Annotated in this window: 21 protein-coding genes and 1 pseudogene; 18 read left to right on the top strand and 4 right to left on the bottom strand. The window is 47.5% G+C overall.

Annotated features, from left to right (window positions below; genetic code table 11):
- Position 1 precedes the first annotated feature (1 nt).
- Entirely contained in the window at positions 2-865 is an 864-nt protein-coding gene (locus GJB61_RS09790; RefSeq protein ID WP_154118335.1) for a class I SAM-dependent methyltransferase, read from the bottom strand.
- 130 nt (positions 866-995) lie between these two features.
- On the opposite strand from GJB61_RS09790, the gene GJB61_RS09785 reads away from it, so the two are divergent.
- The 5 genes from GJB61_RS09785 (at position 996) to GJB61_RS09765 (ending at position 3,909) form a co-directional block, all read left to right on the top strand.
- Positions 996-1,241, top strand: coding sequence for a hypothetical protein (locus GJB61_RS09785; protein WP_154118334.1), 246 nt, complete (start codon positions 996-998; stop codon positions 1,239-1,241).
- Positions 1,242-1,253: 12 nt separating this feature from the next.
- Complete coding sequence (locus GJB61_RS09780) at positions 1,254-2,090, top strand: helix-turn-helix domain-containing protein (RefSeq protein WP_154118333.1); 837 nt, start codon at positions 1,254-1,256, stop codon at positions 2,088-2,090.
- Between the two features lie 72 nt (positions 2,091-2,162).
- Complete coding sequence (locus tag GJB61_RS09775) at positions 2,163-2,528, top strand: VOC family protein (protein ID WP_154118332.1); 366 nt, start codon at positions 2,163-2,165, stop codon at positions 2,526-2,528.
- A 146-nt stretch (positions 2,529-2,674) separates the two neighbouring features.
- The gene (locus GJB61_RS09770; protein WP_154118331.1) at positions 2,675-3,127 is read left to right on the top strand and encodes a flavodoxin; all 453 of its coding nucleotides are present in this window, start codon (positions 2,675-2,677) and stop codon (positions 3,125-3,127) included.
- A gap of 2 nt (positions 3,128-3,129) precedes the next feature.
- On the top strand, positions 3,130-3,909 hold the full coding sequence (locus GJB61_RS09765) for a hypothetical protein (RefSeq protein ID WP_154118330.1): 780 nt from the start codon (positions 3,130-3,132) through the stop codon (positions 3,907-3,909).
- Positions 3,910-4,000: 91 nt separating this feature from the next.
- On the opposite strand, the gene GJB61_RS09760 is transcribed toward GJB61_RS09765, so the two are convergent.
- Together GJB61_RS09760 and GJB61_RS09755 are read right to left on the bottom strand one after the other, a co-directional pair.
- Positions 4,001-4,846, bottom strand: a complete 846-nt coding sequence (locus GJB61_RS09760) for a GNAT family N-acetyltransferase (RefSeq protein ID WP_195724297.1) — start codon at positions 4,844-4,846, stop codon at positions 4,001-4,003.
- A gap of 45 nt (positions 4,847-4,891) precedes the next feature.
- Complete coding sequence (locus GJB61_RS09755; protein WP_154118328.1) at positions 4,892-5,188, bottom strand: GNAT family N-acetyltransferase; 297 nt, start codon at positions 5,186-5,188, stop codon at positions 4,892-4,894.
- A 78-nt stretch (positions 5,189-5,266) separates the two neighbouring features.
- Here GJB61_RS09755 and GJB61_RS09750 point away from each other — a divergent pair.
- The 8 genes and pseudogenes from GJB61_RS09750 to GJB61_RS09715 form a co-directional block, all read left to right on the top strand.
- Positions 5,267-5,443, top strand: a pseudogene (locus GJB61_RS09750) (oligopeptide/dipeptide ABC transporter ATP-binding protein); the annotation flags it as partial.
- 173 nt (positions 5,444-5,616) lie between these two features.
- Entirely contained in the window at positions 5,617-6,228 is a 612-nt protein-coding gene (locus GJB61_RS09745; RefSeq protein WP_154118327.1) for a 50S ribosomal protein L25, read from the top strand.
- Between the two features lie 102 nt (positions 6,229-6,330).
- On the top strand, positions 6,331-7,686 hold the full coding sequence (locus GJB61_RS09740; RefSeq protein WP_154118326.1) for a vWA domain-containing protein: 1,356 nt from the start codon (positions 6,331-6,333) through the stop codon (positions 7,684-7,686).
- 320 nt (positions 7,687-8,006) lie between these two features.
- Positions 8,007-9,848, top strand: coding sequence for a fibronectin type III domain-containing protein (locus GJB61_RS09735; protein ID WP_154118325.1), 1,842 nt, complete (start codon positions 8,007-8,009; stop codon positions 9,846-9,848).
- Between the two features lie 163 nt (positions 9,849-10,011).
- Complete coding sequence (locus GJB61_RS09730; protein WP_154118831.1) at positions 10,012-11,700, top strand: glycoside hydrolase family 2 protein; 1,689 nt, start codon at positions 10,012-10,014, stop codon at positions 11,698-11,700.
- 172 nt (positions 11,701-11,872) lie between these two features.
- Complete coding sequence (locus GJB61_RS09725; protein WP_154118324.1) at positions 11,873-12,514, top strand: YhbD family protein; 642 nt, start codon at positions 11,873-11,875, stop codon at positions 12,512-12,514.
- Positions 12,515-12,538: 24 nt separating this feature from the next.
- Positions 12,539-12,790, top strand: coding sequence for a hypothetical protein (locus GJB61_RS09720; RefSeq protein ID WP_154118323.1), 252 nt, complete (start codon positions 12,539-12,541; stop codon positions 12,788-12,790).
- A 34-nt stretch (positions 12,791-12,824) separates the two neighbouring features.
- The gene (locus tag GJB61_RS09715) at positions 12,825-14,390 is read left to right on the top strand and encodes an MFS transporter (protein ID WP_154118322.1); all 1,566 of its coding nucleotides are present in this window, start codon (positions 12,825-12,827) and stop codon (positions 14,388-14,390) included.
- Here GJB61_RS09715 and GJB61_RS09710 read toward each other — a convergent pair.
- Entirely contained in the window at positions 14,387-15,013 is a 627-nt protein-coding gene (locus GJB61_RS09710) for a GyrI-like domain-containing protein (protein WP_154118321.1), read from the bottom strand. The two genes, GJB61_RS09715 and GJB61_RS09710, sit on opposite strands and share 4 nt — an antisense overlap.
- A 119-nt stretch (positions 15,014-15,132) precedes the next feature.
- On the opposite strand from GJB61_RS09710, the gene GJB61_RS09705 reads away from it, so the two are divergent.
- The 5 genes from GJB61_RS09705 to GJB61_RS09685 all read left to right on the top strand — a co-directional run bounded on the left by GJB61_RS09705 (position 15,133) and on the right by GJB61_RS09685 (position 21,242).
- Positions 15,133-16,026 carry an SMP-30/gluconolactonase/LRE family protein gene (locus tag GJB61_RS09705; protein ID WP_154118320.1) on the top strand — a complete coding sequence of 298 codons (894 nt, stop codon included), beginning with the start codon at positions 15,133-15,135 and terminating at the stop codon, positions 16,024-16,026.
- A 25-nt stretch (positions 16,027-16,051) separates the two neighbouring features.
- Positions 16,052-16,954: a fumarylacetoacetate hydrolase family protein gene (locus GJB61_RS09700; RefSeq protein WP_154118319.1), complete on the top strand. Its 903-nt coding sequence runs from the start codon at positions 16,052-16,054 to the stop codon at positions 16,952-16,954.
- 261 nt (positions 16,955-17,215) lie between these two features.
- On the top strand, positions 17,216-18,175 hold the full coding sequence (locus GJB61_RS09695) for an ABC transporter permease (protein ID WP_154118318.1): 960 nt from the start codon (positions 17,216-17,218) through the stop codon (positions 18,173-18,175).
- A 14-nt stretch (positions 18,176-18,189) separates the two neighbouring features.
- Entirely contained in the window at positions 18,190-19,083 is an 894-nt protein-coding gene (locus GJB61_RS09690; RefSeq protein ID WP_154118317.1) for a carbohydrate ABC transporter permease, read from the top strand.
- Between the two features lie 320 nt (positions 19,084-19,403).
- Positions 19,404-21,242, top strand: a complete 1,839-nt coding sequence (locus tag GJB61_RS09685; RefSeq protein ID WP_154118316.1) for a type 2 periplasmic-binding domain-containing protein — start codon at positions 19,404-19,406, stop codon at positions 21,240-21,242.
- Positions 21,243-21,279 lie beyond the last annotated feature (37 nt).

The following is a 21,279-nucleotide window of genomic DNA, read 5'->3' as shown; positions in this document are numbered from 1 at the left end:
CTTACGCCTCCCAGCGACCCAGAATACCACAAGGCAGATTCAGGCCGGAGGAAGTGATCGGCAGGCCGATCTCGCCGGAGGTCAGTTTGCCACCGTAACGTTTACCCATGGTCATTGAGAGCATATTGCGCAGTACGGTTGGTGAGATGCCGGTCGTATAGGAATTAATGAGCATAAATAAAGGTTTGTCGCTCATAATCTCCATACAGCTTTCGAGGAAAGGATAGAGATTCGTCTCCAGCTTCCACATTTCACCATTCGGACCTCTTCCGTAGGAAGGCGGGTCCATGATAATCGCATCGTATTTGCTGCCACGGCGCTGCTCACGCTGTACGAATTTGAATACATCGTCAGTGATGAAGCGGACTGGACGTTCTGTAAGACCCGATAGCTGAACATTTTCCTTGGCCCACTGAACCATACCTTTTGCAGCATCAACGTGAACAACAGAAGCGCCAACGCTTGCTGCAGCTACAGTAGCACCACCGGTATAGGCAAACAGATTCAGAACCTGAATCGGCCGATTTGCTGCTGAGATCTTGTCCATCATCCAACTCCAGTTGGTTGCTTGCTCAGGAAACAATCCTGTATGCTTGAAATTCGTGGGACGAAGATGAAATTTAAGCTTGCCGTAGTTGATCTTCCAATCTTCAGGAATGGTCTTCTTCATATCCCATTCTCCGCCGCCTGCTGCGCTGCGGTGATAATGTCCATGCACATCACGCCATTTGGCTGTTTCATGCGCGAGTGGCCAAATAATCTGCGGATCGGGGCGGCGCAGGATAATATCTCCCCAGCGCTCCAGCTTTTCTCCGCCACCGGTATCAATAACTTCATAGTCTTTCCAATCGCTTGCTATATACATTAGTTAATCCATCCTTCAAAAATTCATTTAGCCTTAATTGTACAACATTTCAGCTAGCTGCTACAAACAAATTGGTTCAAAGCTGCGACTATTCTCAAGGGGACTGCTCACAGCGGTTATTCTGGTACTTATGGCAACGATTGTGTATGATCAAATTAAACTGCATCGCATGCCGTTAGAGTATCATTTTGCTATCCAGACTGAGAATGCCACTCTAAACTTGATCGACAAGGGTGCGGCACTCGGTGGAATCAATCATACCAATAAATCTGTCCTGCACATGAAGATTACATACACGCTTAGCGGCAAGAATAAGGAGTATTCAGAAGATATTTTGTTGCAAGATAAAATAAAACCATCCAAAATACTAACCTGAGAAAGGGTGCCTATGTTCAATCTCGCACAGCTGTATCACCCTATAACCGCGAACCCGTCACAGACTAATGAGTATTTACCCTGTAAGGCTCTGCAGCCGTACATCCGCTGTTTTTGGGGTTCTGGTTCAGAATCGATGATTACTGAAGTCTCGACTCAACATGATCCTAGGGAAATCATTATACCTGATACATGTATGGACATCATATGGGAGGTGGATAAGTCTACAGGACGTGCAAGCACGTTTTTCTCTGGTATCAATGACGCTCCATTTGAAATACCTTATGAGGCAGAACAGGAGAAGTCCTATTTTGGTATTCGGTTTCACTTTTGGGCTGTGCATTATTTTGCGGATGACCATCTTAGAGCTGTTCTGAACGCCCATGTGGAGGTGGAGCAATATTTCAGCACATTCCACAAAGATTTGGGGAAACATCTGACTGAGACAAGCTCGATGATGGAGCGGATTGTTGCAGCAGAAGCTTATTTACTGCGCCGTCTAGAGGGACACCGTCGTACAAACGATAGTATGATGAATGCTGTCCATGCGATTATCAATAGCAAAGGCCTAGTTAGTGCTGTTGAACTGCAGGTTAGCTCTGGTCTAAGCAGTCGTCAGTTGGAACGGCTCTTTCATGAGTATATAGGCGTGACCCCGAAACAAACGGCAGATCTTGTGCGTTTTCAAAATGTGTGGCAGGAGCTATACCATCCGTCGCCGCAGAGCAAGACCATGCTGGACATTGTTTATGCTTATCGTTATAGCCACCAGTCTCATTTTAATAATAATTTCAAGAAATATGCTGGAAGAACGCCATTGGAAGCTTTAAAGGTTGCCAGAATACGCTAGAATGTCGCTTTTTTGCAATACACGAGGGTATAACAGCAGTTAAAATTGTGATAATCAGAAAGGGGACATACGATGATTTCTTCATTTGAAGGCCTTAACATTTACACTAAAGATACTGCGGCGTTGGCAGCATTTTATTCTGAGGTGCTGGGAATTCCTATTCCTTTTGAAGGCTTCGGCAATTATGATGGGGCGAAGATCGGCTTTGACCGCGGCCAGCCTGGTATCATTATTTGGGATGAGAACAAATGGGGCAAGCACACGACTGGCGTTGTAAATCTGGTATTCTCTTGCAACGATCTGGACGAGACGTATGTGGAGCTTCAAGCAAGAGGACTCGAATGTGAGCCTCCGGTGACTATGGAATACGGCGGCAAGGAAATGAACTTCCGTGATCTTGACGGCAATGGCATCACTTTGCTACAAGGAGCATATTAAACCAGCGGGATCTTACACGCGCATAATTGAAAAACGCAAGCAGAAACGGCTGAGGTCGGGACTGTTTGCGTTTTGCATTTTAAATATTGACAATGATAATCATTATCAAATAGAATGGAATTAGTAATAGTTAGGGAGGAACGTTTATGGCTAAAGTTTTGGTAGCGTATGCCAGTTTGACTGGCAACACTGAAGAAATTGCTGAACTGATTGCGGAAGGTATACGTCAGGCAGGTGGAGATGCTGTCTTGAAATCAGTTACCGACTGTAATGCAGATGAGATAAAATCGTATGAAAGTGTCCTCTTGGGCGCGTACACTTGGGGGGACGGCGAGTTGCCGGATGAGTTCCTCGATTTCTATGAGGAGATGGATGAACTCGACTTAAGCGCCCACAAGGCAGCGGCTTTCGGGAGTGGCGACACTGGATATGAGATTTATTGTGGGGCTGTGAATTTGATTGAAGAGAAATTAAAGGAACGTGGAGCTACGATTCTCCAAGAGAGCCTGAAAATTGAATACGGACCGAGCGCTCCAGAAAAAGAAACCTGCCGCCAATTTGGTCGTCAATTTATTGAAGCCTGTACGGCGGTTTCTTAGGGGTGGGGGGGCCGGTCGGCAATTGTGCAGCGAGCAGATTAGGAGCGCATACGGTTCAGTATAATCGGCTGTATGATTACCGGATGGAGCACATCATGCTTGGCGGAGCGGAGAAGCCTGCCACTGTAAGTGCTGCGACGGGACTCCCCCGCTGGCGGCAGCAGGTTCAGTACGCGATTGGTCACACGCTTAACGATTTCTATAGTTTGTTGCCTGAGGTGCGGAGAGAAACGCCGATACAATTTCTACTAGAACGCCGCTGGCCGCCCAAGGGAGATGCTTTTCCCTCATTGCTGCAATACTGGGAGATCAAAACAGGAATAGCGGATGAGCTTATGCGCATAGTCTCCAGTAATCATTTGCAGGATCATCCGGTAATGTTATATGAGCAGTGGCATATTCCTGTACCCGATTTAAGCATTGAGTTATCGATGATTTTTCAGCTTGCTTGGAAATCTGCGATAGAGGGTCGAAGCTTGAATATCCAGAAGTTTATGGTTAGTGGAAATGAAGAGGTTATTACCGGATTTATGCATATGGCAAATGTTTTTTGCCACAGGGCTTATGGCGAGCCGCCCGAGTCTGTGGAAATTTATTCACTGCTGGACGGAGGCAAATTCACTTTCGATGGCAGCTCATTTCCACTGGCTGAATCCATGGACTACGTACAATTGTTATCTGTGTTTCTGGAGCAGGGAGAGATGACAGATCGCGCCCTGAAATACGGCGACCGCAGACACGAGAAGGGTGAAGACTCCTACGGAGGATACGGGTTAATGTAATTGAACTCTAGACTTGGGGTACAACAAAGCACCCTTTTCGTTGGCAGTTACGCCAGCGAAAAGGGTGCTTGTTTGGGATGCTATAAGCAGGTTAGCCGTTGTAACGGAAATAGTCCTGCTTGTTCAGAATGACAAAGCCACAGCTCTCATAGAGCTTCAGCGCATTGGGGTTATCAAGTGAAACCTCCAGATTGATGCCATTATAATTTCGGCGTTCCCGCTCAATCGTCTGCAAAAGCGCGCTGCGGCCGATGCCGAGTCCGCGCAGCTTCTTGTCAACGGTGAATCCATAGATCCAGGTTTCATTATCATCAGTCCACAGCCGCATTTTTCCGACAGGTAATCCGTCCATCTCGATGATAATATGCTCTTCCATGCTATCGATCTTTTGTTGTTCATAGACCTCTGAGGCTTCCTCTTGGGTCATATCGAAGCCCCCACAATCCAGTTCAACAAGAATCGGAGCCTCGTCCTCGCGAGCAGGGCGCAGCACGACTGGGGCTGAACTTGCCTCAAGCGACGCAAATTGCGCCGAGGTTCCATCCCATTTCATCTGGTATTCCGAATGATCGAAGGAGAGCGGGAGTTTCTTCAGGTACGCCGTAGCCGAAGCAGATGAGGCAGGGGCATTGAGTAGAAGCGTCGCAACATTGTTGCGCTTGATAATAGTTTGTGCTCCAATCCATAACGCGGTAAAGATGCCGCGACGGCGGTATCCTGGACGAACCATGCCACAAATTTCCATATCGCTGCCGAAGCCATACAGACCCATGAAGCCGACTAGCTGTTCGTCCTCGTAGGTCACCATCCATTCAGCACCACCAGCAGTTGGTGGTTGACGCAGCATGTCCCAATTTAATTTCAGTGTTATTCCATCGAATTGCTCACAGCGATGCTGTAATTCCTCTATATCTTTTAATGTGTCAATTGTACTCAAACCCATTTCCTCCTTTTATAATCCTCAGGGAAACAGGTGTCAGCCTTATGAATTCAGGCTTTCGTCTCCGCTGAGTACGTCCTCGTACTCCGGATGCTTCTTGAATTGATGAGCGGCATAGGAGCATACGGGTACAATCTTTAATTTTTCAGTTCGTGCTTTGTCGACAACGGCCCGCACAAGCTCTTCACCAGCACCTTGACCACGCAGATCCTCAGAGACATAAGTGTGGTCAATGACTATATCGCCGGTGGTCTCCTCTAATCTGTACACAATTTCAGCAAGGTCCTTCCCGTCACCAGCAACATAAAACCGTCCTGCTCCATGTTCAATTTGTACCATGTTCTTCACTCCCGACTATTTGATTGCCTTTATTTTACTACCCTGTCCTGCAAAAAGCGAGACTTGCACAATCGTCGACCAATACTGAAACGGGAGAGAATTGTGCTGAAGGGCGATATTCCAAATCCGGCTAATCCACCCTCAGGTTGTAAGTTTCATACACGCTGCCCCTATGCACAAGAGATCTGCAGCGCCCAATTTCCGGTGTTTCGTGATGCTGGAAGCGGGCATTATGTGGCCTATCACCTGGTCTAATTCAAGGGCCAATGATGCCGAAAAATGTATTATAATTGAAAATAAGCCTATTTTGACTTGTTAAATTGGCAGTGCTATACTGTTTCCATTGCATGCAAATATGGTTAATAAGAGACTGATTAGACATACATATCTAATCGGTTTTGTTTTTTAATTTCGAAGGAGGAATTGTCATGAATACAACAGTACGTTTGACAGAAAGATCCGGCTCGACTACTTCACAACGGAGCAAAGGTTTTGTACCGGTTGTCATCTACGGTGCAGGTTCTGATACACAGTCCTTTACAGCGGATGCGAAGACCATAAATGAAATACTTGGGAAGAACCCGCGGGCCATTCTGAAGGTTGAACTGCCGAACTCTGGTTCCAAAAATGTGGTGATTCAGGAAGTACAGCGCCAGCCGTTGTCACGCAATCTGCTGCATGTGGACTTCCAGCAGATTGATATGAAGGTGGTGCTGGACACTAAAGTAGCTTTCCACTTTACCGGAGATCCGGTGGGTGTGAAGAGTGGAGGCGTACAGCAGGTTGAGCTCTATGAGCTGGACATTCGTACTTTGCCAGACAACCTGAAGGCAAACTTTGAGGTGGATATCAGTGGACTGGAAATTGGTGACCAATTGCTGGTTTCTGATCTTCCTGTACATGAAGGCTGGGAAGTATTGACTCCAGAGGATGCACTAATTGTTCGGATTGCCCCTCCACTGGCGCTTGAAGAGCCTACTGAAGATGAGGCTGTCGCCGAACCTGCAGCTGTTGAAGCTGGAGATAAAGAAGCTGAGTAAGGTCGCACAACCTACCCTGCAGATAAGTAAATAAACAGGAGCAGACGAATCCTTATATCAGGAGTGTCTGCTCTTTTTTATTGAGAGAAGGAGAGTGAACGTATGGATATAACTACAGTCAATCTGATCAGTGGCTCCAATGCCAAGCTGGATGAGATATCAACCACCGTCAGGATTATGATCTCTTGTGACAGTTCCCCGGCAGTACTGGATCTCAGTTGTTTTATGGTGGGAGCAGATGGGAAAGTGGCTTCTGACGACTTTTTTATTTTCTATAATCAGCCCGCTGACCCTAGACGGATTGTGCAATATGTGTCCGAGGACAAGCATAGCGGTGAGTTTGTTATAAATCTGCAAGCCTTGCAATCATCACCGATTGATAAATGTGTGTTCGCTGTTACTCTGGATGGACCTGGCACATTCGCCGAGGTCAGCGGTTGTCGAATTCGTGCGATCACAGCAAACTCGGAGATCGTATACGAGATTACAGAAGGCAATGCGGAAACCTCACTTGTACTGGCCGAACTATACCGTCATGGCGCAGGTTTTAAGCTGAGAGCTGTCGGCAGAGGTTTCCATGGCGGTCTAAAACCGCTCGCTGAAGCTCATGGCGTCGAAGTCGAGGGAGAGGAAGATGCGGAGAATAGTACTGCGCCTGCAGCCAAAGAGGCAGTTGCTTCTCTGAGCGATTCACGCTTAGAGGTTGCCGCCGCGAAGGCGGCAGTCCAAGAAGCTCCTACTGTACCGGTTCCAGAGATTGCTCCCCTCAAGCTTAATTTGACCAAAATGGATCTGCTCAAGGAGAAGGTAGGCATTTCACTGCGCAAGAAAAATATAGAGCAGGAGAAGGCGCGGGTGGCGGTTGTTTTTGATGCTTCAGGCTCTATGACATCGCTCTACCAGAATGGTGTGGTACAGCGTGCGTTCGAACGTGTGCTGGCAGTAGCGGCGAGTATGGACGATGACGGATTGCTGGATGTCTGGTTCTTCGCTACTAAAGCCAAGCGGATGGCAAGTGTGGACGAGCATGGGTATGAGGATTACGTGAAACGAACCTATCCGGCACCGCGCATGTTCGGTGGGCTAGGAATCGGAAACAATGAACCTGTAGTGATGGAGGACGTGATCAAAAAATATACGAAGGAAGCTCCAAGCAACCTGCCTACGTATATTGTCTTCTTCAGTGATGGTGGCATCTATGAAACGCCAAAGATCTCCAAACTCCTGATCAAAAGCTCAAAAGCAAATATATTTTGGCAATTTGTCGGACTCGGCAATGCGGATTACGGTGTCTTGCGGGAGTTGGATGATCTGCAGGGACGTTATCTGGATAATGCGGATTTCTTTGCACTGGATGATCTTGATCAGGTTAGCGACGAGGACTTGTATGACCGGTTATTCGATGAATATCCGAAATGGCTGCGGGAAGCCAAAGCTAAAGGAATTGTAGGTTCATAAAACATGAATTAAGGGGAGCTTTATTCCGTAGGGATAAGGCTTCCTATTTTAATGAACAAGCTTGCGCAAGAGCGTAATTATAATTATATAGAGGGTCTTTCGTTGAGTTTCTGCATTTGAAAAAATGGGCATTTCGACTTATTTAGTTTAAATATGTTAAAAATGGATTGACGACCGTATCTAAAGAGCTGAAAATGAGGGTACTTACCATGGTAAAAGGTAGAAAAAGTCTAACCGATGCGTTATGAAAACGCTTTAGTTAAGAGATCTAAGCTGGAAACTCATCTCAAACGTCCATCATTTTATGAGGAGGAAAGGGTATGAAAAGGAAGCTGTTTCAGATCTTAATGTCTATTCTGCTAGTGTTGGGGGTGGCTTTGCCCGTCTCAGGGCTTGCGAATGCAGACGCGGCAAGCGATGCTTCCAATCGTGCATTGACCTGGCTGGAAGCCCAGCAGGATGCGACCGCCGGTTATGCTTTTGACGGATTGGTGGACAGCTTTGAGGATTTCTGGGGTCCAAACAATCCCAAGCAGATTGTCTACACCTATGACCAAGCAGTCGCTGCCATTGCGTTTATTGTTAAAGGAGAACGGACCCGCGCTGAGAAAGTCTTGAACAAAATGCGGGACATACAGGACCCATCCGGATACTGGCTGAATTCATATTGGTATAACAACGGATATGGTGAGGAAATTCGTGAGCATGTCGGGCCGGTGGCCTGGATGGCGATGGCCGCTATGGCCTATGAGAAGCAATATAATGATACACGATACCGTCCGATGGCACTGAAGGCTTTGGATTGGAGTTTGCAGTACAAGAAGGCGAACGGCGGCATCGCCGGAGGCTGGAGCGCATGGAGCAACTCGGACGAGCCATGGAGCTCCACGGAGCATAATATCGACATTTACCGCGTACTGCAATATTACGCTTCGGTAGATTCTACTAAGGCGACAGCCTACAATAGTGCAGCTACAGGTGTCAAAAGCTTCCTTGACAATTACGTATGGGACGACACAGCCAAACGCTTCAAGGGCGGCTGGAAGAATGATACCAATCTTATTGATCCCAAAATTCCACTTGATGTGAATCCTTGGGGAGTACTGGCCCTGGGTTCCACAGGAACACATAATTATGGAGCAAGTCTGGCCTATGTCGAAAATGCTGCTGGCAGCCCAGGTACTCTGGCGAACCCGCGTTACAAGCAGACCTTGACGTATAATGATGCCGGAAATACACTGAGCGGATATGACTTCGACTGGACGGATGAGGTTCTTCCAGCCTACGACGATAACGGCAACCAGATTGGCAATACGGGTGCAGATGTATGGTTGGAGGGAACCGCCTTTATGTCGCTCGCTTACTATATGCAGGGCAATGTTGCCAAAGCGGATGCAATCAATACTGAGATTATTAAAAAGCAGGGCACGAGCGGAGCGTCACTAGGCGGTATCCCTTATTCGCTGAAGGGGACCAGCAACAGCTATTGGGTGATGGCTCAGCAAAATTGCGTGTCCAGCACCGGCTGGTTGATTCTGTCACTACACCGGTTCAATCCATTCACCGGACAATATTTGACCGGCGGGAGCAATCCAGGGGATACGACAGCGCCAAGCGCACCTGCAGGTCTTGCGGTAACAAGCAAGACGGATACAACTGTCAGCTTAAGCTGGTCGCCCTCCACTGACAATACCGGAGTTACCAGCTACACGGTGTATAACGGTGCCTCTCCAGCAGCTTCCGTAACAGGAACAACAGCTACCGTAAGTGGATTGACGGCAGCAACAGCCTATACCTTTACTGTGAAGGCGGCAGACGCGGCAGGCAATCTGTCTGCAGCAAGCACAGCCGTTACAGTTACAACCAATGCCTCTAGCGGAGGAAGTGGAGATCATGTTACAGCCGACTTTACTGCAGGAGTAACGAAACTGTCTTCAGCTGAGGCCAGTATTTATATTACACCGGTTACAGCTGCCTTATATGTGGATGTTCATTATAAGGTGAATGGCGGGGCGCAGCTTAATTATCGAATGACCAACAGCTCGGGAACCTGGCGGCAGACGGTCAGCGGACTTAGCACTGGCAGCAGCATTGAATACTGGTTCACCTACGAGAAATCGGGACCACAGTATGATTCTCCACATTATACGTACGTCCAGTAAGCAAGTCTGATCGATCGGACATAACAGGATGTGAATAGATGATGACCGGAAGAGCAGTGAGCCTCTTTCGGTCATTTTCATATCTCTTGCTCTGGTTGCATTAGTTCGGAGTAGGAGTACACTTGTGAACAGATCTATTAATAAACTCCTGGAGGTCTTTGCTATGCTGCGGCTATTTCCAAGCAATAAGATTCGACTAGTACGTGAGCTTGAAGGAGATTGGGATTTCCAACCGCTAGAAAGTGCAGAAAGACTGCCTGTCCATTATGGTTATCGTCTGCCTGTTCCGGGCTGTTGGGAAATACATCCGGCGTTCTCAACCTACCGTGGAAAGGGTGCTTACCGCACCAGGATTACGGTGGAGAAACAGGGTGCTCTCCGTTTGCTTTTCAAAGGGATTAGCCATACGGGTATAGTATTTCTGAATGGAGTCAGAATTGGTGAGCATTATAATGCCTACACCCCGTTTGAGCTTATCGTCCGCAACGTAAAGCCCGGTGAACATGAGCTTGCGGTTATCGTAGATAATACTTTTAGTGAAGCCTCGGCACTGCATGTTCCGAATGATTATTATACTTATGGCGGAATTATCCGTCCGGTTGCCATTGAATTTATTCCAGATACCTTTATTGAGCGTATCGAATTCACACCTCACTTCTCTAAGGGGATTTGGAGTGCTGATATAAAAGCCTATGTGAGAAATGTCGGGGAGAGTGAGGCCGTTCTTCACGTTCATGGGAAGCTTGGTAATAGCTCCTTTGCACTTGGTAGTCTTGTAGTACAACCAAGGGCAACCGGGGTGCTCACCCTCAATCATAAGTTCACGGCAGTTCTCCCTTGGTCTGGAAAACATCCACAATTGTATCTGCTGGAGCTACAGCTCCTGTCGGAGGGGCAGGTTGAACCTTTGGATGATCTGATTGAACGTGTTGGGTTCCGCAGGGTGACTACAGAGCATGGCGCCATTCAAATCAACGGGGAAGACATCGTATTCAAAGGCTTCAACCGCCATGAGGATCATCCGCTTGTCGGGGCGGCAATTCCTTATCAACTGATGGTTCAGGATCTGGAGTTGATGCTTGATATGGGTGCGAATGCGGTACGGACAAGCCATTATCCGAATGATGAGCGGTTTCTGGATCTGTGCGACGAGAGAGGGGTTTATGTCTGGGAGGAGAATCATGCCCGTGGCCTTAGCATCGAGCAGATGCGGCACCCTTTATTCGCCAAGCAATGTGCGGACTGCAACCGCGAGATGGTAGAGTCTCATTATAATCATCCAGGTATTATTATTTGGGCGATTCTGAATGAATGCGCCAGTGATTTGCCGGAAGGCAAAGAAATGTATCGTACGCAGCTGTCGCAGATCCGCGACATGGATGCTTCCCGGCCACTTAGCTTTGCCTCACATCAGCGGGATAGGGAGCTGTGCTTCGATCTGGTGGACATCGTATCGTTTAATCTCTATCCGCAATGGTATGATGACGAAGATCCTCGGGAGCTATGCATCCAGGCGCGAGGTTGGGCGGATGCTGCAGGAGGATTGGGCAAGCCGATGATTATGAGCGAATTCGGCGCGGATGGATATTACGGGTATCGCGATCCCAGTCGGGTCAAGGGAACAGAGGAGCGGCAGGGCGATATTCTGGAACAGAATCTGAAGGCCTACATCTCACTTCCGTTCTTGTCCGGGATGTTCATCTGGCAATTCTGCGATTGCCGGGTAACAGAAGGGCTTGGCTGGCTGTTGGCGCGGGCTGGAACGCAGAACAGCAAAGGCATTGTGGACCGATATCGCAGACCAAAGTTGGCTTATGCGGTTGTGCAGCAATATTACAAGCAAACAGAATAGTTAAGGTAAAAGAGTGGAAATCGTCCTGTGGACGGAGGTCCGCTCTTTTTATATAGGTTAGAATCGGAAGTGGAGTGCTTCAACATGTACAACAGGGTCAGAGAATAGCTATATTCCTGCATATTTACAACGTAACAGTGTTATGTTACGATGATCGCAAGGAGTGATCAGCATGGAAGAAGATTTGATCTCGAAGAAGGATCTGCTCGATTTAACGGGAATTTCGTATGGACAATTGTACCGCTGGAAGCGGAAACAGTTGATCCCGGAGGAATGGTTCATCCGCAAATCTACGTTTACCGGTCAAGAAACCTTTTTTCCTAAAGAAAGGATCCTGGCCCGGATTCACAACATCGTAAATATGAAAGATGATCTCTCATTAGATGAGCTGGCAAATAAGTTGTCGGACAGCTCAGCCTATGACAAAGTGACAATAGCTGCAAAAGAACTGATTGAACGCAACATTGTTTCGTTAACCACGATGAACAAGTTTGGTGGGGGGCACTCCTCTGAACAAGAATATACGTACGATCAGATCATTCATTTCGTTGCCGTTGATCGTCTGCTAAGTACAGGAGACTTGAATTTGACCGAAGCGGAGCTGCTCTTTCGCACCCTGAGTGAGAAGGCGGCAAGCTTTGAGGGGAAGGGCTGGGAACTCTTTTTTGTCCGGAAAATGGGCATTACCTCCTTTATTCTGGCCTCGGCGCCAGCTGAATTGATCTTCGATGAGGGAGTTCGGCTGATCAGTAGACTCTCGCTGGGTGATTTGAGGGAACAATTAAAAGGCAAGCTTACTTACAAGCTTATTTAAAAATATAATGGGGAGGGAAGGATTATGGAACAAGTTCAGCTTCCTGATTTAATTATAAGCGGAGTCAGTGATGGAGCCGGCGGCAGCTGTGATAGTGTTAGTATTGATGCTGTAGGTAAGGTAATCGGACCGCTTGTGGCTAGAATATTTAAGGGAAACGGACATATTCGTCTGAGAAGTGATCTGACGGCAGCGGAAATGGAATGCAACGGTACGATGAATGTGAAGGGATGGAATACAGCAGTTCGCTGGAGCTTCATAAGTATGCAAATGTGAAGCGTCAAGTGAAACTGTAATTATAGATGAATAGATGATTGCAAAAAAAGGAGTGGAGTACTTGAGTTCAGCTAAATCGCCCAATTTGGGCATCGTTATTGCAGGTCTGCTGCTGGGCATACTAATGGCCTCCATGGACAGTACGATTGTGGCCACCGCTATGGGCAATATTGTTGGGGAGCTTGGCGGCATGGATAAGTTCGTCTGGGTTACTTCAGCTTATCTCGTGGCCGAGATGGCGGGTATGCCGATATTCGGTAAGCTTTCGGATATGTATGGCCGCAAAAAGTTTTTTGTATTCGGGATCGTAGTGTTTATGGCGGGTTCCGCACTCTGCGGAACAGCAGATACGATTACTCAGTTGGCTGCATTCCGGGCGCTTCAGGGAATCGGGGGCGGAGCGTTGGTACCTATTGCTTTTGCCATTATGTATGATGCTGTACCTTTAGAGTCACGCGGCAAGCTAGGCGGAGCCTTCGGTGCGGTATTCGGTTTGTCGAGTATTTTTGGCCCGCTGCTCGGAGCTTATATCACGGATCATATTGCTTGGCAGTGGGTGTTCTATATTAACCTGCCGCTGGGAGTAGTGGCTTTTGCGATGGTAGTGTTCTTCTATAAGGAATCTGTGGAGCATTCCAAGCAGCCGATAGATTGGCTCGGTGCCGGTTCACTGCTGGGAGCTGTAATCTCGCTGATGTTCGCGCTGGAGCTTGGCGGGAAGCAGTATGCTTGGGATTCCTCAATGATACTCGGCCTATTTGCAGCCTTTGTTGTCCTCGCACTTCTATTCCTTTATGTGGAGACAAAAGTGAAAGAGCCTATTATTTCCTTTACCTTGTTCAAAGAACGGCTGTATGCTTTCAGTATTCTCTGTGCGTTATTTAGTGGGGCGGCCTTTATTGCAGCTTCAGTATACATCCCGATCTTTATTCAGGGCGTACTGGGAGGAACGGCTACCAATTCGGGGCTGGTACTGCTGCCGATGATGGTGGGTTCGGTGATTACGGCTTCTACCGGTGGTTTCCTGATGGCGAAGATTAGTTACCGCAGCTTGATGATTCCTACACTTGCTCTGCTGGTACTAGGAACAGCACTTGTAGCCACGCTCACCCCGGACGCTTCACGCCTGTTGGTAACCTCATACATGATCTTAATCGGGCTAGGAGTCGGAGCTTCATTCTCTGTGCTTAGCACAGCCGCCATTCATGGCTTAACTGCACAGCAGCGCGGCTCGGCAAGTGCAACGTTGAACTTCCTCCGTTCGATGGGGATGACGATCGGAATTACTTCGTTTGGAATTATTCAAAGCCATTATTTTGCGGCATCGCTTGCCAAACAGTTCTCGGCAAGCGGAACTGGCGCAGCAGGGGGAGCAATGGATTTCAAAGATCCTCATTCCCTACTGTCACCGGAGACAAGAGCTTTAATTCCACCGGATATTCTGGCGAAGATTACGGAAGGGCTTTCCTCCTCCATTGTCAACACCTTTGCTTGGGCGGTTATTCCGGCCGGGCTGGCGTTGCTGGCTTCCTTTTTCATGGGCCGTCAAAAAATGGATGCCTCGGCAGAAGGAAAGACCCTACCTTCAGAACAGCATTAATCTGACACGGACACCGGGAAACGCAAGACAGTTCTAAGCTTATCCGGTTGGCTGCGGCGGACGTCTGAGAGGTAAATTTCTCTGTGTGTATGGGACATTCGTAACAGGCCGTTCTCCTGGCAATATTGCTCCATTAGGGCGAAGCTTTGCGGTTCAGCTTCAAAAGGACCGTTATGGAGCATTTGAACACTAAGGCCATCTTCGACACTGCCGAAGATGGCTTTTTCCATTTGGGGCAGCGGTTTAAGAGACTGTTGTCTTTCTAATATTTCGGCAGCCAGACTCGTTGTGACAAAATCCGGCTGTCTGATCATCACGGTGTATACCAGCTCGTCTTTATCGAGAGATGATTTCATTCGGCCTTTTTCGCTCAGATCCCAGACCCCTTCCAGCGGAAAGATAGTGTAATCATAATATCCTTCCGGTGCTGGACCTTTTTTGGGCAGCATTTTAATAGCATAGGAAAGAGAATAGAGAACACCTACGGCTTCAGAAAATGCTTCGTTGTTCGGATTGCCCTTGCCTTTCAGCATAAAGTAGTTGAAACTGGGAATAGTGATGGTTTCCGGTTTGCTTTTGGGCTGATAAATAACCTTGTCTTGTTTCTTCCATTCATATTTCATGTGAACAACACTCCTTTAAGAGATAGAATAGCATGCGAAACTAGACAAAGGTATGTCAGGTTGGATGAAAAGGAAGGAATAGCAATGTATCTGATGATGAATTATTAGGAGGGTTCCAGTTGATTTTACAAGCTGAATTGGTTCTTGATGTGCAGGCTGCTCTTGGCGAAGGTCCTCATTGGGATCAAGAAGAAGGCAAGCTCTATTGGGTTGATGTTGAGGGTAAACAACTCCACAGTTATGACAGCAGTGCACATAGCGAAATTATATATTCCTTCGACAAAATGGTCAGTGCAGTAATTCCATCCATGGATGGAGGTTGGGTGCTTGCCATGCAAGACGGTATTTACATCTTTAAGAGTGGACATCCGCTTGGGCTTCTATCCCTAGTGGAGACTGAGATTCCGGGGAACCGATTGAATGATGCGAAATGCGATAGAACAGGGCGGCTTTGGTTCGGCACGATGAGCATGGATTTTTCACCGGGAGCAGGTAGCTTATATGTATTACAGACTGATGGGAAGGTGCAACGGGTTCTGTCTGGCATTGGCTGTTCCAATGGTATAGCCTGGGATGATGAACGTGGTCTGATGTATTACATTGATACGTTGTCGAGATGTGTGAGTGTTTTTGATTATCATGAGAATAATATCAAGCTGAGCGGGCGTAGGACAGTTGTTCAGATCCCCGCTTCCAGCGGATATCCCGACGGTATGACTATTGACAGCGAAGGAATGCTGTGGATTGCTCAATGGGGTGGTGGATGTGTATCACGTTGGAACCCAGACACAGGCCAGCAAATGGCCACGGTTGAGGTTCCTGCACAATATGTTACTTCCTGTACCTTTGGGGGCAAAGAGTTGGACGAGCTATACATTACAACGGCGCGCTCCCCAATGAAGGAGTCGGAATCCCTAGATTTTCCTATGTCAGGCGGGTTGTTTAAGGTTAAACCTGGGGCAAAGGGAGTACCTGCCAATCGGTTCCGGCCAGTCTCACGTAAACATACATAAACGAATATAAAGGAGCGATATACGCATGAAGTTAATAACCTTTGAGGAAGCAGGATTATTTCATTTAGGAGTACAGACTGAACAAGGTGTTCTGGATGTGGAAGCGGCGATTGCGGACAAGCCTGAATTATCATTAGCTCCGGTACCCTCGACGCTGAGAGAAGTACTGAACGGAGGCGAAGCAGCGCTAAAAGCGTTGCAGGAATTTGTTAATGACGTTCTTGTAGATGGCGGAGGCAGCTATTTCAAGGCGGAGGATAGTCTGTCTTTCGGACCCTGTGTCCCTGATCCCGGCAAAATCATCTGTATTGGCCTGAATTACCGCAGACACGCGGAAGAAACGGGGATGCCGATTCCGGAGTACCCGATTCTTTTTAATAAATTTAGCAATGCTTTGACTGGGCATGGAGTAGAGGTGCCGCTTCCGAGGAGTTCCCAGAAGGTTGATTATGAGGCAGAGCTCGGCATCGTGATCGGCCGGACCGCCAAATATGTCAGTGAGGAAGAGGCGCTTGACTATGTATTTGGCTATTGTATAGCCAATGATCTGTCGGCCCGTGACTTGCAGCAGCGGACCAGTCAATGGCTTGCCGGGAAGTCTTGCGATAAATTTTCACCGATTGGGCCTTATTTGGTCTCGAAGGATGAGATTGTTGATCCGAATCTGCTGAATATTAAATGTACAGTCAACGGAGAGCTGCGGCAAAGCTCCAATACCTCGGATATGATCTTCAACTGCCAGCAAATTGTCAGCTATATCTCGCAATGTATGACACTTTCGCCAGGGGATATTATTCTGACCGGAACTCCCGAGGGCGTCGTTCTTGGTTATCTGCCTGAGAAGCAGCTTTACTTGAAGCACGGAGACGTGGTCACAGTAGAGATAGAGCAGCTGGGTGCTTTAACTAATAGAATGGTCAATGAATAAACGAAACCCTATTTAAGCTGAATGTGAGATACAGTAAGAAGTTGTGTGAATCGAATAGATTACTATATTTAGCAGCTCTGTGAGATTCCCTCTTGCGGGGCTTTTTGCTGTTCATTGAGAAATTCGTCTGATTGTCTGTGAAAAGGGTCCGATACCGTCAAACCGCTCTCACAAAAAGCCCTTCGGCCGTCTATCTCGCTGCTTTAGTGCTCTCTGCTAGGATGAAAGCGTGAACAAAATTAATGCAAAGGAGATTCAGACATGGCGGCATCATCTGGCGAGCTTATTCGCGGGATCGATCCGGTTCATCGATCCCGCAGGAAGATGTTGAACAAATACAAGTTGTTCTTTATGGCACTTCCTTTTCTGGTAATAACCTTTATTTTCTATTATCTGCCGATCAGTGGCTGGATTTATGCCTTCTATGATTTCATTCCAGGCATCCCGCTGTCGGACACGCCGTTTGTCGGGCTGAAATGGTTCCGCACGATGGTATCCAATCCAACACAAACTGCAGAAGTGCTGCGCGTCTTGAAGAACACGATTGCGATGAGTTCACTCGGACTGATTACCTCTGTCTTTCCAGTCATCTTTGCCATCCTGCTCTCAGAGATTAAGTCAGGTTGGTACCGCAAGCTGGTGCAGACGCTTACCACAATACCGAATTTTATTAGCTGGATTCTCGTCTATGCACTGGCCTTCTCGTTATTCTCCGTAGATAACGGAGTCATTAATAACATTCTTGTACAGCTGGGAGTGATAGGAGAGGGGCATAATTTTCTCGCTTCCAGTTCGAATGTCTGGGTCACGATGATTGCCTGGTATTGGTGGAAGTCACTGGGGTGGGGGGCGATCCTCTATCTGGCGGCTATTGCCGGCATTGATCAGGAATTGTTCGAGGCGGCAGAGGTGGATGGAGCGAGCCGATTCCGTAAAATATGGCATATTACGATCCCTGGCCTGATTCCGACTTTCTTCGTATTGTTGCTGCTCTCCATCGGTAATTTCGTCAACAACGGGATGGAGCAATACTTTTCTTTTCAGAATGCGATGAATAAGGATGCGATTGAAGTATTGGATCTGTATGTATACAATATCGCGTTCGCCAACAACTTTCCGTTCGCCACAGCAGTCAGCATGCTGAAATCGGTCGTCAGCGTCATTCTGCTGTTCGCCGCCAACACGTTGTCCAAGGTGGTTCGTGACGAGTCTATCATTTAAGCGGGGTGAGCCCATTGAGGAAAAAGCGAAAGCCTGGAGATGTAGTATTTCAAGGGTTAATCTATCTGCTCTTCGGAGTGTTCACCCTGAGCTGCATCTATCCCTTCTATTATCTGTTCATTAACACGATCAGCTCCAACGATTTAAGTGCAGGTGGCTATATCAAATATTATCCGCGGAATATCCACTTTGATAACTATTTCAAAGTTCTGCGAATCAGCGGACTGAGTCATGCGGCCCTGGTTTCGATTTACCGGACTGTAGTGGGCACACTCCTGACTGTAGGAGCATCCGCTTTTCTCGGCTATCTGTTCACCAAAAAAGAAATGTGGGGCCGCAAAATCTGGTATCGCAGTGTTGTTGTCACGATGTATTTCAGCGCAGGGCTGATTCCCTGGTATATTACGATGCACAATCTGCATCTGACCAACAATTATCTGGCTTATATTCTGCCAACGATTATTACACCGTTCAACATCATTCTCATCAAAACCTTTGTTGAAGCCATCCCTCCTTCCCTGGAGGAATCGGCATCCATGGATGGGGCGGGCTACACGCGGGTGTTCTGGAGCATTATTGTACCGTTGACCACGCCTATTCTGGCGACGATTACGATTTTCTCGGCGGTGAACCAATGGAACTCGTTCATTGATACAGCATTCTTGATGACGGATACGAAATATTTTACGCTGCAATTTCTGTTATGGCGTTATCTGAACGAATCCAGCTCACTAGCTGCGTTAATACGTAATTCCCCAGACATGGCTGCCAGCATTCAGAACATGCAGACACCTACCTCTGTGCGAATGACGGTCACGATGATTGTTGTGTTGCCGATTCTGATCGTGTATCCGTTCTTCCAGCGTTACTTCGTCAAAGGCATTATGATCGGCGCAGTCAAAGGCTGATTAGCAACATATACAAAACTCAATGAAGTCATGCTAACAAAACTTAAGTTTATGCTTTCGAAGCGAGTTTTGTACGAAGTAACTCAGTGTAGCTTATGCTATCAAAACTTAAGTTTATGCTTTCGAAGCGAGTTTTGTACGAAGTAATTCAGTGTAGCAAATGCTATCAAAACTTAAGTTTATGCTTTCGAAGCGAGTTTTGTACGAAGTAACTCAGTGTAGCTAATGCTAACAAAATTTAAGTTTATGCTTTCGAAGTAGTTTTGCGAAGTGCGTTCAAGAAGCTTATGCTATCAAAACTTTTAGGAGGTTATGAAGCAATGAAATTAAGAAAAAGTTCACTTCTGATGCTGAGCGTAATCCTAGTCCTAGTCTTCGTCTTGGCATCCTGCAGTGGGGGTAATGGGAACTCGGCCAATTCCAACAAGAATGCAGCGGCAGAAACGACTGCACCGGCTACGAATGCAGTTGCAGAAACCACGGCACCGGCAGACGGAGCGCTAGATCATTCCAAGCCACTGAAGCTGACGGTATTCTCGACAACTGCCAACTATGCAGGTCCGCAAACCGGATGGTTCGCCAAGATTATCAAGGATAAATTCAATATCGAAATGGATATTGTCGCCTCCAACCTGACAGGTGGAGATACGAAGATTTCGGCCATGATGGCGTCTGGAGATCTCGGAGATATTATCATCTTCGGGGATGACAAGAACCATTATCCGAACGCGATCAAAGGCAAGCTGCTGCTGGACTGGACCCAGGATGGCCTGCTGGATAAGTACGGTCAGGATATTAGCAAGACATTCCCTAAAGCCGTGGAGAAAGCCAAAATTGCTTTTGGCGGTGGCTCAGCGGTGTATGGGATTGGGAATAGCGTAGCTACCAACCCTACAGGCCCGTCCGAAGGAAAGGATATGACCTGGGGTCCTGATCTACGGTGGGATCTGTACCAGCAGCTTGGAGCGCCGGAGATTAATTCCATTGAGGAATATCTGCCCGTGCTGAAGAAGATGCAGGAGTTGGAACCGAAGAATGTGCTTGGCAAAAAAACCTATGCCTTCTCACTCTGGTCCGATTGGGACGGCAACTATAAAATGACGCTGGCTAAACAGTTCGCTAATATGATGGGCTATGATGAAATTCCGGACACGGCTCTTTATGTGAAAGCGGATGAAGAGAAATATTATGACTTCCTGTCCGATGACAGCTGGTATATGAAGTCGCTGAAGCTGTATTACGAAGCTAATCAGATGGGCTTGCTTGATCCTGATTCACTGACCCAGAAATTCGATGATGTTGTCGCCAAGTACAAGGACGGCCGTCTGCTCTTCTCTTGGTTCCCATGGCTTGGAGCAGCTAATTACAATACACCGGAAAGAACAGCGGAAGGTAAAGGCTTCGCACTTGTACCCTTCAAGGATGAGTTGATGTATTCGACCGGCTTTAATGTATACGGCGGGAATGGTATCATCTCGATCGGTGCTAAAGCGCAGGACCCTGCCCGGATTATGGAGTTCATTAACTGGATGTACACTCCTGAAGGTGCAATGATCTCAGCAGGCAGTGGAACAGCGGTGCCGAACGGACCGCAGGGACTGACTTGGGATCTGGATAGCAGTGGCAAGCCGGTGGTCACCGACTTTGGTTGGAAAGCTTATACCGATCAACAGAATACACAGGTGCCGGCAGAATATGGCGGTGGGGACTACTATTATGGTTCGAATCAAATGAACTTCTCGTTTGTAGTGCCAGCGATGGTGAATCCGGAGAACAGCGAGCCCTATGATCACAACCTCTGGACGGCGACACTGCAACGTAATCCATCGAAGCTTGATAGTGACTGGAGAGCGAAAATGGGCGTGCTGACTGCGAAGGAATATTTTGAGAAGAACAATCTCTTGGCGGTAGCTCCACAAGGCTTCACAGGCAAAGAGCCGCTGACGATGGACAAAACACTGGAACAAAAGAACAAACAAATCGGGACGATCATTCAGCAAATTTCCTGGAAAATGGTCTTCGCCAAAAATCAGGCTGAATATGACAAGCTGAATAAACAGCTGCATGACAAGGTTAATGGTCTCGGCTACTCTGACGTCATGGATTTCTCTGTCAAAAAGGCTGAAGAGCTGTTCGAAGCCCGCAAAAGCGTCCAATAAGCTAGAGATTATTAATGAGGTAAAGAAAAAAGAGTCT

It is taken from the genome of Paenibacillus monticola, from assembly GCF_009664975.1.
GTDB lineage: Bacteria > Bacillota > Bacilli > Paenibacillales > Paenibacillaceae > Paenibacillus_AQ > Paenibacillus_AQ monticola.
Note: the sequence above shows the minus strand (reverse complement) of the source record. Positions and strands in the feature narration are given on the sequence as shown.

Excerpts from the sequence above, each read along its gene's own strand:
- GJB61_RS09740 (WP_154118326.1), top strand. The coding sequence starts at position 6,331 with ATGGATATAACTACAGTCAATCTGATCAGTGGCTCCAATGCCAAGCTG.
- GJB61_RS09745 (WP_154118327.1), top strand. The coding sequence starts at position 5,617 with ATGAATACAACAGTACGTTTGACAGAAAGATCCGGCTCGACTACTTCA.
- GJB61_RS09710 (WP_154118321.1), bottom strand. The coding sequence starts at position 15,013 with ATGAAATATGAATGGAAGAAACAAGACAAGGTTATTTATCAGCCCAAA.
- GJB61_RS09775 (WP_154118332.1), top strand. The coding sequence starts at position 2,163 with ATGATTTCTTCATTTGAAGGCCTTAACATTTACACTAAAGATACTGCG.
- GJB61_RS09780 (WP_154118333.1), top strand. The coding sequence starts at position 1,254 with ATGTTCAATCTCGCACAGCTGTATCACCCTATAACCGCGAACCCGTCA.
- GJB61_RS09730 (WP_154118831.1), top strand. The coding sequence starts at position 10,012 with ATGCTGCGGCTATTTCCAAGCAATAAGATTCGACTAGTACGTGAGCTT.
- GJB61_RS09725 (WP_154118324.1), top strand. The coding sequence starts at position 11,873 with ATGGAAGAAGATTTGATCTCGAAGAAGGATCTGCTCGATTTAACGGGA.
- GJB61_RS09785 (WP_154118334.1), top strand. The coding sequence starts at position 996 with ATGGCAACGATTGTGTATGATCAAATTAAACTGCATCGCATGCCGTTA.
- GJB61_RS09700 (WP_154118319.1), top strand. The coding sequence starts at position 16,052 with ATGAAGTTAATAACCTTTGAGGAAGCAGGATTATTTCATTTAGGAGTA.
- GJB61_RS09790 (WP_154118335.1), bottom strand. The coding sequence starts at position 865 with ATGTATATAGCAAGCGATTGGAAAGACTATGAAGTTATTGATACCGGT.
- GJB61_RS09720 (WP_154118323.1), top strand. The coding sequence starts at position 12,539 with ATGGAACAAGTTCAGCTTCCTGATTTAATTATAAGCGGAGTCAGTGAT.
- GJB61_RS09685 (WP_154118316.1), top strand. The coding sequence starts at position 19,404 with ATGAAATTAAGAAAAAGTTCACTTCTGATGCTGAGCGTAATCCTAGTC.
- GJB61_RS09770 (WP_154118331.1), top strand. The coding sequence starts at position 2,675 with ATGGCTAAAGTTTTGGTAGCGTATGCCAGTTTGACTGGCAACACTGAA.
- GJB61_RS09695 (WP_154118318.1), top strand. The coding sequence starts at position 17,216 with ATGGCGGCATCATCTGGCGAGCTTATTCGCGGGATCGATCCGGTTCAT.
- GJB61_RS09755 (WP_154118328.1), bottom strand. The coding sequence starts at position 5,188 with ATGGTACAAATTGAACATGGAGCAGGACGGTTTTATGTTGCTGGTGAC.
- GJB61_RS09735 (WP_154118325.1), top strand. The coding sequence starts at position 8,007 with ATGAAAAGGAAGCTGTTTCAGATCTTAATGTCTATTCTGCTAGTGTTG.
- GJB61_RS09715 (WP_154118322.1), top strand. The coding sequence starts at position 12,825 with ATGATTGCAAAAAAAGGAGTGGAGTACTTGAGTTCAGCTAAATCGCCC.